This is a genomic window from Micromonospora sp. NPDC050686 (assembly GCF_040654475.1).
Classification (GTDB): Bacteria; Actinomycetota; Actinomycetes; order Mycobacteriales; family Micromonosporaceae; genus Micromonospora.
In genome coordinates this window covers 71,600-86,584 of sequence record NZ_JBFAID010000006.1, presented here as the reverse complement: position 1 = coordinate 86,584, position 14,985 = coordinate 71,600, and the positions used below count along the sequence as shown (strand labels likewise).

The 14,985-nt window shown below is 76.1% G+C and carries 11 protein-coding genes; 3 read left to right on the top strand and 8 right to left on the bottom strand.

The features are described from left to right. Positions 1-107 precede the first annotated feature (107 nt). From AB0H57_RS07910 to AB0H57_RS07900, 3 genes are read right to left on the bottom strand one after another with little or no spacing between them, the layout of a single operon-like run. Complete coding sequence (locus AB0H57_RS07910) at positions 108-2,933, bottom strand: FtsX-like permease family protein (protein ID WP_357503868.1); 2,826 nt, start codon at positions 2,931-2,933, stop codon at positions 108-110. A gap of 44 nt (positions 2,934-2,977) precedes the next feature. Beyond that, positions 2,978-3,724 (bottom strand): ABC transporter ATP-binding protein, encoded by a 747-nt coding sequence (locus tag AB0H57_RS07905; RefSeq protein WP_357503866.1) that lies wholly within the window; start codon positions 3,722-3,724, stop codon positions 2,978-2,980. Between the two features lie 2 nt (positions 3,725-3,726). Continuing rightward, positions 3,727-6,555, bottom strand: a complete 2,829-nt coding sequence (locus tag AB0H57_RS07900) for an FtsX-like permease family protein (RefSeq protein WP_357503864.1) — start codon at positions 6,553-6,555, stop codon at positions 3,727-3,729. A 97-nt stretch (positions 6,556-6,652) separates the two neighbouring features. Here AB0H57_RS07900 and AB0H57_RS07895 point away from each other — a divergent pair, with 97 nt between their 5' ends. Next, a complete protein-coding gene (locus AB0H57_RS07895; RefSeq protein ID WP_357503862.1) occupies positions 6,653-7,363 on the top strand; it encodes a helix-turn-helix transcriptional regulator in 711 nt (236 codons plus the stop codon). 49 nt (positions 7,364-7,412) lie between these two features. Here AB0H57_RS07895 and AB0H57_RS07890 read toward each other — a convergent pair whose 3' ends face one another. From AB0H57_RS07890 to AB0H57_RS07880, 3 genes are read right to left on the bottom strand one after another with little or no spacing between them, the layout of a single operon-like run. After that, a complete protein-coding gene (locus AB0H57_RS07890) occupies positions 7,413-8,510 on the bottom strand; it encodes a beta-eliminating lyase-related protein (protein WP_357503860.1) in 1,098 nt (365 codons plus the stop codon). Beyond that, a complete protein-coding gene (locus AB0H57_RS07885) occupies positions 8,507-9,700 on the bottom strand; it encodes a pyridoxal phosphate-dependent aminotransferase (protein ID WP_357503858.1) in 1,194 nt (397 codons plus the stop codon). The genes AB0H57_RS07890 and AB0H57_RS07885 overlap by 4 nt, the downstream gene beginning before the upstream one ends. A gap of 10 nt (positions 9,701-9,710) precedes the next feature. Then, on the bottom strand, positions 9,711-10,319 hold the full coding sequence (locus AB0H57_RS07880) for an MmpS family transport accessory protein (RefSeq protein WP_357503856.1): 609 nt from the start codon (positions 10,317-10,319) through the stop codon (positions 9,711-9,713). Positions 10,320-10,517: 198 nt separating this feature from the next. Here AB0H57_RS07880 and glmS point away from each other — a divergent pair, with 198 nt between their 5' ends. Beyond that, positions 10,518-12,431: a glutamine--fructose-6-phosphate transaminase (isomerizing) gene (gene glmS, locus AB0H57_RS07875; RefSeq protein WP_357503853.1), complete on the top strand. Its 1,914-nt coding sequence runs from the start codon at positions 10,518-10,520 to the stop codon at positions 12,429-12,431. A 97-nt stretch (positions 12,432-12,528) separates the two neighbouring features. Here the strand turns inward: glmS and AB0H57_RS07870 are convergent, their stop codons facing one another. Both AB0H57_RS07870 and AB0H57_RS07865 read right to left on the bottom strand, forming a co-directional pair. Next, entirely contained in the window at positions 12,529-14,106 is a 1,578-nt protein-coding gene (locus AB0H57_RS07870) for an alpha/beta hydrolase (RefSeq protein ID WP_357503851.1), read from the bottom strand. A gap of 28 nt (positions 14,107-14,134) precedes the next feature. Then, a complete protein-coding gene (locus AB0H57_RS07865) occupies positions 14,135-14,431 on the bottom strand; it encodes a hypothetical protein (protein ID WP_357503849.1) in 297 nt (98 codons plus the stop codon). Between the two features lie 177 nt (positions 14,432-14,608). On the opposite strand from AB0H57_RS07865, the gene AB0H57_RS07860 reads away from it, so the two are divergent. Continuing rightward, complete coding sequence (locus AB0H57_RS07860; RefSeq protein ID WP_357503847.1) at positions 14,609-14,977, top strand: holo-ACP synthase; 369 nt, start codon at positions 14,609-14,611, stop codon at positions 14,975-14,977. Positions 14,978-14,985: the final 8 nt, after the last annotated feature.

Here is a 14,985-nt window from a genome sequence, read left to right as displayed (position 1 = left end):
GTACCCGTCAGCGGGTTCCGGCCGCCGCCACGGCCCGGCTCAGGGCGCCGGAGGTCACGGCCCGGCTCGGGGCGCCGGGCGTCACGGCCCGGCTCGGGCGCCGGGCGTCACTGCTCGGCGAGCAGCCGGGCGACCGGCATCCGGTGCAGCAGGGCCGCCGGCACCAGCGCGGCCAGCAAGGTGAGGAGGACGCCGGCGCCGGCCACCACGCCGGCGACCAGCGCCAGCTCGCCGGGCAGGTCGCCGACGAGCGCGGCGGCGCCGGCCAGCCCGAGCGCGGCCCCGGTGCCGGCGCCGAGCACGCCCAGCGTGAATCCCTCGTAGGCGATCAGCCGGGCCAGTGCCGCGTCGGTCCAGCCCATGGCGCGCAGGGCGGCCAGCTCGGCCGCCCGGTCCCGGATGTTGAGGTAGAGCACGTCCGCCACGGCGGCCGCGCCCAGCAGGACGGTCGCGACCGCGGCGGTGGTGTCCGCGCCGCGCACGCTGAGCGAGACGGTGTCGCCGAGCAGGCTGCCGACGATGGCCCCGCGGAACGCGTACGCGGCGGCGCCGACCAGCGTCAACGCGGCGACGCCGAGGGCCAGCGCGCCCGCGCCGAGCGCCGTACGCCCGGGGGTGCGCAGCACGTTGACCAGCGCCAGCCCGAGCAGCGCGCGGGGCCGGCGGGCCCGGCCCACCCCGGCCACCGGTGGGCGCAGCGCGGCGGCCGGGTGGGTCCGCGCGGCCCGCAGCGCCGGCGTCAGGCCCGCGACCAGCGCCAGCAGCAGCGCCACCGGTACGGCGAGCAGCGCCCGCCGCCAGTTCACGTCGATGCCCAGGGCGGCGCCGAGCGGGACCGACAGGCCGACGGCCAGCAACCCGGCGGCCAGCCCCAGCGCGGCGACCTCGCCGAGGATGAGCGCGCCGATCCGCCGGGCCGGCCAGCCGAGGCAGGCGAGCACCGCCAGTTCGGAGCGCCGGTCGCGGACGGCGGCGGAGACGGCGTTGGCGAGGAAGAGCACGCAGACCACCAGCACCAGCACGAACAGCACCACGCTCTTGCGGTCCACCGCCTTCGTGATCACCGACGCGACGCCGAGCGCCGACCAGTTCTCCGTCAGCCGCAGTTCCGGGCGGCCGAACGAGCCCGCCGGCAACTCCACCGTCTGCGGGGCGGGAGAGGAGCCGAGGGTGATGTCCACGTCCAGCCCGGTCTCGGTGGCGATCCGCTCGGCGACGAGCCGCACGTGCTCGGCGGAGCGTTCGCTGTAGCCGGCCACGTCGGCGACCCGGACCCGGATGGCGCTGATCGGCGCGGCCACCTGGGGGCTGGCGCTGCCCGCCAGCAGCTTCGGGACGCTGGCCAGGTTGGTCAGCAGCAGCGGCGGGGCGGACAGGTAGCCGGCCGGGTTGCCGCTCGGCTCCAGCGGACGGCCGCCCAGCGTCGCCCGGCTGCGCTCGTCGGCGCCCTCGGCGCGCGGCGGCTCGTACGTCTCCAGCGGCACCTTGCCGACGTCGCTGAACCCGGTCAGCTGCTCCGGGTCGAACAAACCCACCGACCGCCACTGCCGCAGGACGGCGGTGGATCGGGTGGACTGGGGGATGCCGAGCGCGGCCAGCGGCCGGAACGGGATGTCCTCGGTCAGCCAGGGCCGTGCGGTCGCGATGGACCGGTCGGTGCCCACGTAGACGTCCGGGTTGGGGGCCGCGGGCCGGGCCCGCAGCACCCCGTCCGGGCTCCGGTCATAGCTGGCCTGGCCGGGCTGGGCCACCCGGGAGAGCTGCCCCCAGCAGCATTTCGCGCCGTCCGCGCCGCCGCCGAGCTGCGACCGGTACGCGCCCGCCGCGTCCTGCTCGGTGCCGCCGACCGGAACGCTCGGCGCGCCGCGCAGCACGCCGGCCAGGTCCGCCGGGGCGACGTCGGCGATGCTGCCCCGGGGGGTGATCCGGCGCCACGTGGTGCGGATCGCGCCGTCCAGGTAGGGCCGGGCGCTGACCAGTACGGGCAGGGTGTGGATCCGGGAGCCGGCCAGCTGCCTGGTCTGTACGTCGTCGCCGGCCACCAGGGGCCGGCCGCCCACCACCGCGTCGGTGAGCCCGACCAGCCGCTGCTCGGCGTCCGGGTCGACGGCGGCGAGCAGGAACGGCACCGTCAGGGACTGCCGGACGACCAGCCGGTCGGACGACCGGGCCGGCGGCGAGCCGGGGGTCTGCGGGGCGGGGCTCTCGAACCGCCCGTCGGGCAGCAGCCGGAACGCCTGCACCGACCAGGTCTGGCGCTCGGTGAGGGTGGCCATCGAGGGGGCCAGGTACCAGCGCGGGTCGCAGACCGGGGCGCTGCGACCGCCCGGCAGCACCTCGCGCGGCACGTCGCCGCAGAGGTCCGAGGCGTAGCGGCGGCCGTCGCTGTACCGGATGGCGTCGGAGCGGAACCCGCCGGGGTTGTCCGGATACAGCAGCTGGTGCTTCGTCACGTAGACGTAGAGCGGCTCGGCCGGCGCGTGGCTGAGCCCGCGTTCGGCGAGGAAGGCCCGGTCGATCCGGATCACCTGACGGTCCAGCGACGGGTCGACGGCGGCGGTCAGGTCCAGCGGCAGGTCGACCTCGGTGGTGGAGTGGCCGAGCATCGCGATCGGGGCGGCGACGTCCACCCCGGTCACCGTCCTGACCCGCTCGTACTGCTCGCTGGTGATGCCGCCGTAGGAACCCGACAGGTAGTTGGGGCGGACCAGCCCGCGTTCGGCCTCCAGCGGGGTGCGGGTCCCCGCCGGCCGGACCAGGATGTCGTACGCGGCGCGGGTGCCCCGCTGCACGTCGCCGGTGACCGCCAGCCGGGAGGTGGTGGTGGCCCCGGTCAGCACGACGAAGCCGGTGGTGGCCACCAGTACGCCGACCAGCAGGGCGACCGAGCGACCGGCCCGGCCACGGACCTGACGCCAAACGAACCCGAACATCTCGTCCCTTCCTCGTGCCTGCTGGTCTGGTTCGGCCGGACCGGCTACAGCCGGAGCCGGGCCACCCGCTCGTAGGTGTCGGCCGGGTCCTCGCCGGCGGTGAGGTCGGCGTCCTCCACGATCCGCCCGTCGGCGAGCCGGATCAGCCGGTCGCACCGGGCCGCGATGGCCCGCTCGTGGGTGGCCAGCAGGATCGTCATGCCGTGCCGGTCCCGCAGGTCCAGCAGCAGGTCGAGGATCTGGGCGCCGGTGGTCGAGTCGAGGTTGCCGGTGGGCTCGTCGGCCAGCAGCAGCCGCGGCGCGCCCATCAGCGCCCGGGCGATCGCCACCCGCTGCTGCTGGCCCCCGGAGAGCTGGGCGGGCAGGGCGCGTTCCCGGTCGGCCAGGCCGACCGCGGCCAGCAGTTCCCGGGCCCGGGTGGCGTGGTCGGTGCGCCCCCGGCGGGGCAGCACCGGCGCGATCACGTTGTCCAGCACGGTCAGCGCGGGCAGCAGGTGGTAGCGCTGGAAGACGAAGCCGATGCCCTGCCGGTAGCGGGCCAGCGCGCCCCGGCGCAGCGCGGTGACCTCCACGTCGTCCACCGTCACCGTGCCCCGGTCGGCCTGCTCGATCGCGCCGATCAGGTGCAGCAGGGTCGACTTGCCGGAGCCGCTCGGCCCGGTCAGCGCCACCACCGACCCGGGCGCTATCTCCAGCGACACCTCGTCGACGGCGGTGAGCCGCTCGGCGCCGCTGCGGAACTGCCGGACCAGCCCGGCCACGCGGACCGCGCTGCCCGTGATGCTGTCCATGGTCACTCCTCTGCGAGTAGTTGTGCGGTGGGGAGGCGGCGCAGCAGCGCGGCCGGGACGAGCGCGGCCAGGCAGGTGACCAGCACGCCGGCCAGCGCGACGGCCGCCGTCACCAGCGCCAGCGCCGCCGGCAGCGCGCCGACCAGCCAGGCCGCCCCGCCGAGGCCGAGCCCGGCGCCGGTGAGCGCGCCCAGCAGGCCGAGCAGCAGCCCCTCGTAGCCGATCAGGCGGCCCAGCGCCGCGTCGGTCCAGCCGGTGGCCCGCAGCGTGGCCAGTTCGGCGGCCCGGTCCCGGATGTTCAGGTAGAGCACGTCGGCCACCGCGGCGGCACCGAGCAGCACGGTGGCCACCGCCGCCAGGGCGTCCGCGCCGCGCACGCTCAGCGACACCAGGTCGCCGAGCAGGCTGCCCACGATGGCGCCGCGGAAGGCGTACGCGGCGGCGGCCACCAGGGTCAGCGCGGCCACCCCGATGGCCAGCGCGCCCGCGCCGAGCAGCGTGCGACCGGGGGTGCGGACCAGGTTGGCCAGGGCGAGGCCCAACAGGGTGCGCGGCCGGCGTACCCATCCGGCGGCGGCCACCGGCGGACGCAGCGCGGCGGCCGGGTGGGCGCGCGCGGCCCGCAGCGCCGGCGCCAGCCCCGCGACCAGCGCCAGCAGCAGGGCCACCGGTACGGCCAGCAGCGCCCGCCGCCAGTGCACGTCGATGCCCAGGGCGGCGCCGAGCGGCACCGCGAGACCCACCGAGAGCAGGCCGGCGGCCAGCCCCGTCGCGGCGACCTCGCCGAGGATCAGCGCCCCGATCCGGCGGGCCGGCCAACCGAGACAGGCGAGCACCGCCAGCTCCGGGCGGCGGTCCCGGACGGCCGCGGAGACCGCGTTGCCGAGGAAGAGTACGCAGACCACCAGCACCAGTACGAAGAGCACGGCGCTCTTGCGGTCCACCGCCTTGGTGATCACCGACGCGACGCCGAGGGCCGACCAGTTCTCGGTCAGCCGCAGGTCGGGCCGGCCGAACGTGCCGGCCGGCAGCTCGACGGTCTGCGGGGCGGGGGAGGAGCCGAGGGTGATGTCCACGTCGAGGCCGGTGGCCTGGTTGATCCGCTCGGCGACCAGCCGGACCCGCTCGGCCGACCGGTCGCTGTAGCCGGCCACGTCCGCCACCCGGACCCGGATGGCGCTGATCGGCGTGGCGCGCTGCGGGCTTCGCCCGCCTTCGAGCAGCTTCGGGACGCTGGCCAGGTTGGTCAGCAGCAGCGGCGGGGCGGAGAGATAACCGGCGGGGTTGCCGCTCGGCTCCAGCGGCTGCCCGCCCAGCGTGGCCCGGCTGCGCTCGTCGGCACCCTCGGCGCGCGGCGGCTCGTACGTCTCCAGCGGCACCTTGCCGACGTCGCTGAACCCGGTCAGCCGCTCCGGGTCGAAGACGCCCACCGCCGACCAGTACCGGAACGCCGCGGTGTGCCCCTCCTGCAACGCCAGCGGCCGGGCCGTCCGGGAACCCCGGTCGTCGGCGAGCCAGGGGCGGGGCATCGGGTTGTAGTTGAACTGCTGGCCGTACACCTCGGGGGCGGCCGGCGGTTGCGGTTCGGGGCGCAGCGTGCCGTCCGGCAGCCGTCCGTACCGCACGTCGCCGGACTGCACCACCCGCTGCAACTGGCCGTTGCAGCAGCCCGTGTCGCTGATCCCGGCCTCGACCATCGCCCGGTGCCCCTGCGCCACGTCGGCCCGGCGCTCGCCGGCGGGCACGCCCGTCCGGCCACTCAGCGTCCGTTCCAGGTCGAGCACCGAGATCTCGCCGGGGTTCACCCCCGGCAGCCGGCTGAGCCGGGCGGTCAGCGTCTCGTCGACGAAGGGCCGCGCGGTGACCAGGACCGGGAACTCGTGGTTGACCGCCGTGCCGAGCTTGCGGACCTCGACCGCGTCGTCGGCGCGTACCGGCCGGCCGGCGACCACCGCGTCGGCGAGGCCGACCAGGCGTTGTTCGGCCGCCGGTTCCACCGCCGCCAGCAGGAACGGCACGGTCACGGTGTACGCCATGACGAGCCGGTCGGCGGTGGTGCCGGCCTCGTCGTCGGCGGTGGCCAGGACGTGCGGTCCGGCCTCGAACCGGCCGTCGGGTCGCAACCGGACCGCCTCGACCCACCAGTCCTGCCGCTCCGAGTAGGTCCCGCGATCACCGAGCAGGGCCGACCTCGGGTCGCAGATCGGCACGCTCCGCCCGACGGGCAGCACCTCGCGGGGGACCACCCCGCAGGTGGGGTCGACCGGGTACGAACGGCCGTCCGAGTACCGCCAGCGGGTGGCGCTCGACCCGCCGGTGAGGTCGGGGTGCACGAGCGGGTTCTTCGTCACGTACACGTAGCGGGGTTTGCCGGGGGCGGCGGAGAGGCCGCGCTCGGCGCGGAACGTCGGGTCGACCCGGATCACCTGGCGGGCCAGCGACCGGTCCACCGCGTCGGTGAGGTCGAGCGGGGCCGGCACGCCGGTGGTGGAGTATCCGAGCATGGCGATGGGCGCCGCCACGTCGACCCCGGCGACCGCCTCGACCTGCCGGTACTGGTCGAGGGTGATGCCGCCGAAGAGCCCGGAGAGGTAGTTGGGCCGGACCAGCCCGCGCTCGGCCTCCAGCGGGGTGCGGGTGCCCTGCGGCCGGACCAGGATGTCGTACGCGGCGCGGGTGTCGCGCTCGACGGTGCCGGTGACGGCCAGCCGGGAGGTGGTGGTGGCGCCGGTCAGCACGACGAAGCCGGTGGTGGCCACCAGCACGCCGACCAGCAGCGCCACCGACCGTCCCGTTCGGCCACGTAGCTGCCTCCAGATGAACCGGAACATGTCGCGCCTCCCCGTGTGCTGTCCCCACTCTGGGCGATACATTGTCACAATGCAAGGCCCGTCGGGGGGCCCTGCCGGGAACCAATCGGAGGAGACGGTGGCGATCCAGCACGCGGTCCTGGCCCTGTTGGCGCGTGGCCCCAGCTACGGGTACGAGCTCAAGGGCGCCTTCGAGGCGGCGGTCGGGCCGCAGTGGGGGCCGCTGAACATCGGGCACCTCTACCAGATCCTCGACCGGCTCTCCCGAGACGACCTGGTGATCGCCGAGCGGCAGGCCCAGCCGGTCAAGCCCGACCGGGTGGTCTACGAGATCACCGCCGCCGGCCGGTCCGAACTGGACCGTTGGCTCGCCGAGCCCAGCCCGCGCAGCGGCGGCTTCCGGGACGACTTCTTCCTCAAGGTCACCGCGGCGGCCCGCGCCGGCGTGCCGGACACCGTCCGGGCCGTGCTCGGCAACCAGCGCGGCCACCTGATGCGGGAGCTGCGCAACCTCGACGGCCTGCGGCGCCGCGCCGACGACCCGGTGGTCCGGCTGCTGCTGTCGGCGGCCACCCGGCACGTGGAGGCCGACCTCGCCTTCGTCGACGACGCGGAGGCGGCCCTGCTCACCGACGGCGGCGCGACGCTGGCCACCCTGGCGGCCCGCCCGAGCTCCGGCGGCGCGTCGGCCGACCCCGGCCTCGGAGCGGCCCGCGCCGGGTCCGATCCGGGTGCGGTTGTTGTCCCCCCAGCGACAACAACCGCGCCCACGACGCCCGACCCTGGCGAAGAGCCGGCCGACCCGGGCCCCGCCCGCCAGGCCGGCTGACGGCCGGGGACGCTGCCGGGTCGCCGCCGGGCCCGGTGGCTCCCGGGGTTCAGGAGGGCGGGAGGCGGCGGAGGAAGCGGTGCGCCAGGTCGACGACCCGGTCGGCGTCCAGCTCCAGGGCGGGCGCGGCCACCGTCACCTCGGCCAGGGCCGTCCCGGGCAGGCCGGTGTCCCGCCAGCCGGTGACGAACCACGCCCTCTCCTCCTCGGCGAGGGCGAGGTTGGCCGCGTCCAGGGCCGGCGCCGGGTGCGGCAGCCAGAGCCGGAACTGGTGGGTGTGCGGCGGCGCCGGGTGGACCCGCGCGCCGGGCAGCGTGGCCAGCGCCTCGGCCACCACCTTCGCGTGCCCGACGTAGTCGGGTAGCCGGGGCAGCTCCCGGTCCAGGCCGGCGAGCGCGGCCAGCGCCGCCGGCCACTGCTGGAAGAGGTTGCCGCCGTGCCGGTGCCGCCAGGCGCGCGCGTACCGGACCAGCTCGGCCGAGCCGGCCAGCGCCGCCCCGGAGTGGCCGCCGAGGGACTTGTAGAACGAGACGTACGTGCTGTCGGCGAGGGCGGCGATCTCGGCCGCCGAGTGCCCGAGGTGGACGGTGGACTCCCAGAGCCGGGCCCCGTCCAGGTGCACCCGCGCGCCCCGCTCCCGGGCCGCCGCCGCCACCGCGACCAGCTCGTCCCAGCTCGGCAGGACGAAGCCGGCGTCCCGCAGCGGCAACTCCAGCAGCAGCGTGCCGACCGGTTCGTCGAGTGCGGCCACGTCGTCGGCCGTCGGGTTGCGCGGCGCGTCCGCGGTCCGGACCGCCCGCAGGCCGCTAAGCAGCGCGTACGCGTCGCGCTCGTGCACCAGCGGGTGGCTGAGCGGGTGCAGGCCGACCGCCGTACGGCCGGTCAGCTCGGCGCCGTACCGCATGGCGACCTGCTGGGCCATCGTGCCGGTGGGAAAGAAGGCGACCGCCTCGGTGCCGAGCAGCGCGCCCACCCGGCGTTCCAGTTCCTCGACCGCCCCGCCCTCGCCGTAGAAGTCGAGCGCCAGCTCGTCGGTGCGGCCGGCCCCCAGCGCGGCCAGCTGCTCCCGCACCGACGCCGGCCGTACGCCGGAGAGCACGGTGTCGCAGCCGCGCTGCGCGAGCATCCGGCGGGCCCGGTCGGTCACCCGTCCTCCCGCAGCCGGCGCAGCCGGGTGCCGGCCTCGGCCAGCACCTCGGGTCGCTTGCAGAAGGCGAACCGGACCAGCCGCCGGCCCGCCTCCACGTCGTCGTAGAAGACCTGGGTCGGCACCGCCACCACACCGCACCGCCGCGGCAGCGACCGGCAGAACTCGATCCCGTCCCGACCACCGAGCGGGGTTACGTCGGCGGTGACGAAGTAGGTGCCGTCCGGGGTGAACACCTCGAACCCGGCCTCGCGGAGCGCGCTGCCGAGCTGGTCGCGTCGGGCCTGCATGCCGTCGCGGAACCCGGTGAAGTAGTCGTCCGGCAGGGCCAGCGCCACCGCCACCGCCGGTTGCAGCGGCGCGGCGTTGACGAAGGTGAGGAACTGCTTCACCCGCAGCACGGCCGAGACCAGTGGCGCGGGCCCGCTCGCCCAGCCGACCTTCCAGCCGGTGCAGGAGAACGTCTTGCCGGCCGAGGAGATCCGCAGGGTCCGCTCCCGCATCCCGGGCAGCGTGGCCAGCGGCAGGTGCGACGCCGCCGCGTCGGTGAAGACCAGGTGCTCGTAGACCTCGTCGGTGACCGCGTAGGCGTCGTATTCCTGGCAGAGCTCGGCGACCAGGGCCAGCTCGTCGGCGGTGAAGACCTTGCCGGTGGGGTTGTGCGGGGAGTTGAGCAGCACCAGCCGGGTCCGCGGCCCGAAGGCGGCGCGCAGCTCCGCCGGGTCGACCGCGTACCGGCCGTCGGCGCCGGGACGCAGCGTCACCGGCCGGCGGACCGCGCCGGCCAGGGCGATCGAGGCGGCGTACGAGTCGTAGTACGGCTCGAAGCAGACCACCTCGTCGCCCGGCTCGCAGAGGGCGAGGATGCTGGCGGCGACCGCCTCGGTGGCGCCGGCGGTGACCACGATCTCGCCGTCCGGGTCGTACTCCAGTCCCCAGAAGCGGGCCTGGTGCGCCGCGATCGCCGCGCGCAGCTGCGGCACGCCGGGGCCGGGAGGGTACTGGTTGTGTCCGCCGCGCAACGCCTCGGCGGCGGCGGCGAGCATCTCCGGCGGGCCGTCGCTATCGGGAAAGCCCTGGCCGAGGTTGACCGCGCCGGTGCGTACCGCCAGCGCGGACATCTCGGCGAAGATGGTCGTCCCGAACGGCCGCATCCGGGCCACCAGCGGATCGACGTTCGCGGTCGTCACGCCGGTCAGCCTACGGGCCGCCGCTCAGATCGGTCACCTGGGCGCTGCAGTCGGCGACCGGTACCGCACCGGCGGCGGTGTTGCGCGCTCGTTCCACCCCGTCGACCAGCAGCCGGCACCGGATGCCGCCGTCGCCACGCTGCCGGCTGGCGAGCAGGTTGACGGTCGCGCCGGTCGCGGCGATGAGCTCGGCCCGCCACGGCAGCCGGCCGGCCTCGACGGTTTCCGGCGCCCTGCCCTCCACCCAGTACGTGACGCTGACCGGCCCGTCGCCGGTCACCTCGTAGACCACCCGGTGCGCGCCGGCCGACCCGCTCGGCGCCGGGGTGGCCCCCTCCAGCACGCCGGTCAGGTCGTCCGGCCGGGGCGACGCGCTCTGCCCGCTCGCCGCCGTGTGGGCCGGCTCCGGGATGGTCCACACCCCCTGCCGCTGCAGGACGGTGACCAGCGCGACGGCCGCCGCGACCCCGGCGGCAAGCCCGCGCAGCACCCGGCGGGCCGACGGCCGGCGCGGGGTGTCGAACGGGTGCTCCGACAGCCGACCGCCCAGGTCGGCCCACGGGTCCCGGGGGTCCTCCACCGGGCCTCGGCGGGGCGGGGGCGGGGTGGGGTCGGACATCAAGTCGCCTTCCGGGCTTGCTGGCGGATCCGCGACATCCTGCCAAATCCCACCACCGGAGGTCGACCCCCTGCCGGCGCGAGCCAACGGTGCTTTGTCCCCCGGAGGCCCCGGCTCGACCCAATCGCTCAATTCCTGTGCTCGAAAACCCGCCTTGCGAGCACATGGAATGAGCGAAACTCGGCTAGGCTGGCCTTCATGTGTGGAATCGTGGGTTACGCCGGCGCCCGCCCGGCGCTGGGCATCGTGCTCGACGGGCTGCGGCGGCTCGAATACCGGGGCTACGACTCGGCCGGCGTGGCGGTCGTCTGCGACGACGTGCTGCTGACCGAGAAGAAGGCCGGCCGGCTGGCCAACCTGGAGAAGGTGCTGGCCGAGCGCGGGGCGACCGATCCCGAGTCCTGCGCCGCCAGCCCGCTCAACATCGGCGACGGCACCACCGGCATCGGGCACACCCGCTGGGCCACCCACGGCGGCCCCACCGACCGCAACGCCCACCCGCACGTCGCCCCGGACGGCCGCACCGCCGTCATCCACAACGGCATCATCGAGAACTTCGCCAGGCTCCGCGCCGAGTTGGAGGCGGACGGTGTCGAGTTCACCAGCGACACCGACACCGAGTGCGCCGCCCACCTGCTCGCCCGGGCGCTGGCCGACCTGCGCGCCGCCGGCGAGGCCGACGGCCCGCTGCTGCTCTCCTCCGCCATGCGGGTGGTCTGCCAGCGGCTGGAGGGCGCGTTCACGCTGCTCGCCGTCGACGCCGGCATCCCGGGCGCGGTGGTCGGCGCCCGGCGCAACTCGCCCCTGGTGGTCGGCCGGGGCGACGGGGAGAACTACCTGGCCAGCGACGTGTCCGCGTTCATCGAGCACACCCGGGACGCGGTCGAGCTCGGCCAGGACCAGATCGTGCTGATCACCCCGGACAGCATCGAGATCACCGACTTCGCCGGCCGGCCCGCCGCCGGCAAGGACTTCCACATCGACTGGGACGCCTCGGCCGCCGAGAAGGGCGGCTACGACTGGTTCATGCTCAAGGAGATCGAGGAGCAGCCGCAGGCGGTCGCCGACACCCTGCTCGGCCGGCTCACCGAGAGCGGCGAGATCGCCCTCGACGAGGTCCGCCTCAGCGACGAGGACCTGCGCGACATCGACAAGATCTTCATCGTCGCCTGCGGCACCGCGTACCACTCCGGCCTGGTCGCCAAGTACGCCATCGAGCACTGGACCCGGATCCCCTGCGAGGTGGAGCTGGCCAGCGAGTTCCGCTACCGCGACCCGGTGCTCGACCGGTCCACCCTGATCGTGGTCATCTCGCAGTCCGGCGAGACGATGGACACCCTGATGGCGCTGCGCCACGCCAAGGAGCAGAAGGCCCGGGTGCTGGCCGTCTGCAACACCAACGGCTCGACCATCCCGCGCGAGTCCGACGCCGTGCTCTACACCCACGGCGGCCCGGAGATCGCGGTCGCCTCGACCAAGGCGTTCCTCACCCAGCTCGTCGCCTGCTATCTGATCGGCCTGCACCTGGCCCAGGTGCGCGGGATCAAGTTCGCCGACGAGGTGGGCGCGGTGGTCGCCCAGCTCCAGGAGATGCCAAGCAAGCTGCGCGAGCTGCTGAGCCGGATCGAGCCCGTCCGCGCGCTCGCCCGCGAGCTGCGCGCCGAGCCGACCGTGCTCTTCATCGGCCGGCACGTCGGCTATCCGGTGGCCCTCGAGGGCGCACTCAAGCTCAAGGAGCTGGCGTACATGCACGCCGAGGGCTTCGCCGCCGGCGAGCTGAAGCACGGCCCGATCGCGCTGATCGACAAGGGCACCCCGGTGATCTGCGTCGTGCCGTCCCCGGTCGGCCGGGGCATGCTGCACGACAAGGTGGTCTCCAACATCCAGGAGGTGCGGGCCCGGGGCGCCCGCACCATCGTGATCGCGGAGGAGGGGGATGAGGCCGTGGTCCGCTACGCCGACCACCTGATCCTCGTGCCGCGTACACCGACGCTGCTCGCCCCGCTGGTCACCACCGTGCCGTTGCAGGTGCTGGCCGCCGAGATCGCCGCCGCCCGTGGCCACGACGTGGACCAGCCCCGCAACCTGGCCAAGTCGGTGACCGTCGAGTAGCCCACCGGCCCTCCGGGGCGGTCCCCGAGTTGCCGCATCCTGCGCCGTCCCGGGTCGGGTTGGGCCGATTGCCGCATTCTGCGCCGTCCCGGGGCGGTCATCGGCCCAGCACGATCCGGGCCATGCCGTCCAGGGCCGGGTTCGCCGGCTCCCAGTAGCCGGTGTGCCCGTACCGGCCGCTGGGAAAGCGCCGGCCGCCGAACGCCGGGTCGCTGGGGTCGTGCCCGAACCAGAGCTCGTGCCGGTCGTGACCGCGCAGCACCGGGCCGACCGGCGTCTGGTCGAGCAGTGCCCGGCCGAGCAGCTCGGGCAGCGGCCGGGCCTGCCGGATCACGTCGTCCGGCGCGGTGGCCGCCCAGACCTGCCCCGATGGCACCCGCAGCTCCCGGGCCTCGGCCACGCCCACCCCGGGCGAGCCGACGAAGACCAGCGCGTCCGCGCCGAGACCGTGGTCGCGGGCGGCGACCCCGACCACCACCGACCCGTAGCTGTGGCCCAGCACGGTCTGCCGGGCCGGTGCCCCGTCGTGGCTGGCCCGCAGCCCGTCCTGGAAGCGGCTCAGCGCGGGGCCGGCGTCGCGCGCCTGGCCGGAGCGGGCCGCCTGGTCGAGGAAATCCGGCGCGTCGTAGTCCAGCCAGAGCACCGCGGCCGTGCCCGCGGCGGGGGCGAGGGCGTCGCAGCGGGCCAGCACCCGGGCCGCCCGGCCCAGCTCACCCGCGGCACCGGCCAGGTCGGAGGTCATCCCCGGCACGTAGGTCAGCACGTGGTCGGCGTGATCCGGGTCGCCCAGCGCGACGATCGCCCGGCCGTCCCCGGCCGGGTCGAGACCGAGCAGGTACGCCCGCGGCGGCCCGGCCGCCAGCCGGTCGGCCAGCGCGTCCAGCCCGGCCAGGGCCGCCTCGGCGGGACCGCGACCGGGCCGGCCGAGGAACCGGCGCCACCGGGCGAGCAGGACACCCCGGTGCACGCCGAGCAGCAGCCGGTTGGCCTGGTCCCGGGCCGCCACCGGGACCCCGTCGAGCCGCCCGACCAGGTGCGGCTCGTGCCAGACCAGCCACCGGCGCTCGGCCGGGGTGAGCCCGCTCCACCAGCGCCCGACCAGCGCCGGCCCCGCCCCCGCCGGTGGCCGCCACGCCGGGGGCGCCGCCACCCAGCCCGACCCGGCCGCGACGGCCAACTCGGCCAGCCGGCCGGCCGCCTCCCGGTCGGCCCGGTCCGCCGCGGCGAGCGCCGCGCCGATCGCCGTCGACACCTGCGTCACCGTCGGGCCGACCCGGTCCGGCGTGCGGCGGACCGCCGGATCGGCCCGGACCCGGCCGGCCCGGTCGACCGCCACCCCGGCCCGCTCCGCCAAGGCGACCGCCTCGGCCAGCCGGGCCTTCGCCACGCGCAGCCGGTCGGCGAAGACGGCCAGCGTCTGGTCCACCTCGATCAGGGCCGGCCGGATCGCGGCCAGCTCGGCCCGCAACCGGGCGAACCGGTCCTGCGCGGCGCCCGCCGCCGCCCCGGACCAGCCGCCGCGCAGCGCCGCCGCCCCGTCGGCCAGCTCGTCCGCCCGCGCGTCGACCTGGGCGGTCAGCCCGCGCCAGGCGACGCCGGTGGCGTACCAGCCGGCCGGGTCGGCGGACCAGAGCCGCTCGTAGGCCGCGACGGGCGCGGCGGGACGGCCGGTCATCACGCCACCGCCGAGCCCGGCCGCCCGCTCACCGCTCGGTGGCGGCCAGCCGCCGGGCCGCCCGGTCGTCCACCGCCCGGTAGCCGTCGGCGGCCGTGCGGACCGCCCCGGCGCTCTCCGCCAGCCGGCGGCCCAGGTCACCGGCCCAGCCCCGGACCGCCGTCGCCAGGTCGGCCAGCGCCGGGTCGGCCTGCCAGCCCGCCACCTCCGGCGCCGGCGGAAGCCCGCCGGCCAGCCCCCGCACCAGCCGGTACGCGTCGCCGTCGAACACCCCGGCCACCCGGCGCAGCAGGTCGGGATGGACGGTCAGCGGCTCCTCGCTCATGGTCGGACTCCTCGCCCTCGCCGGACATCGACAGCTGCGACGCTAGGCGGTACGGGGACGGTCCCGCCGCCGCTGTGGACGGCGGTCGGCGGCCGTACGCCGGGGTTGTCCACAGGTGTTGCCCGGCGCGGATCCGGCGGCTAATCTCCGGCCCCGCGCGCCGGTAGGGTGGCTTTCGTGATCGTCGCGGTCGGCATCGACGTGGTCCTGGTGGCGCGGTTCACCCGCGCGCTGGAGCGCACCCCGTTGCTGGCGGAGCGGCTGTTCACCGAGGCGGAGCGGTTCACCCGCTCGGGCAACCCGCGCTCCCCGGAGTCGCTGGCCGCCCGGTTCGCGGCCAAGGAGGCGGTGGTCAAGGCGCTCGGCGCGCCGGCCGGGCTGAGCTGGCACGACTGCGAGATCGTGCCCGACCCGGACGGCCGGCCCTGGCTGACCGTGTCCGGCACGGTGGCCGCCGCGGCGGCCGACCGCGGGGTGAACCGCTGGCATCTCTCGTTGTCGCACGACGGCGGGATCGCCTCGGCCATGGTGGTGGCGGAGCGTTGACGGGCCGG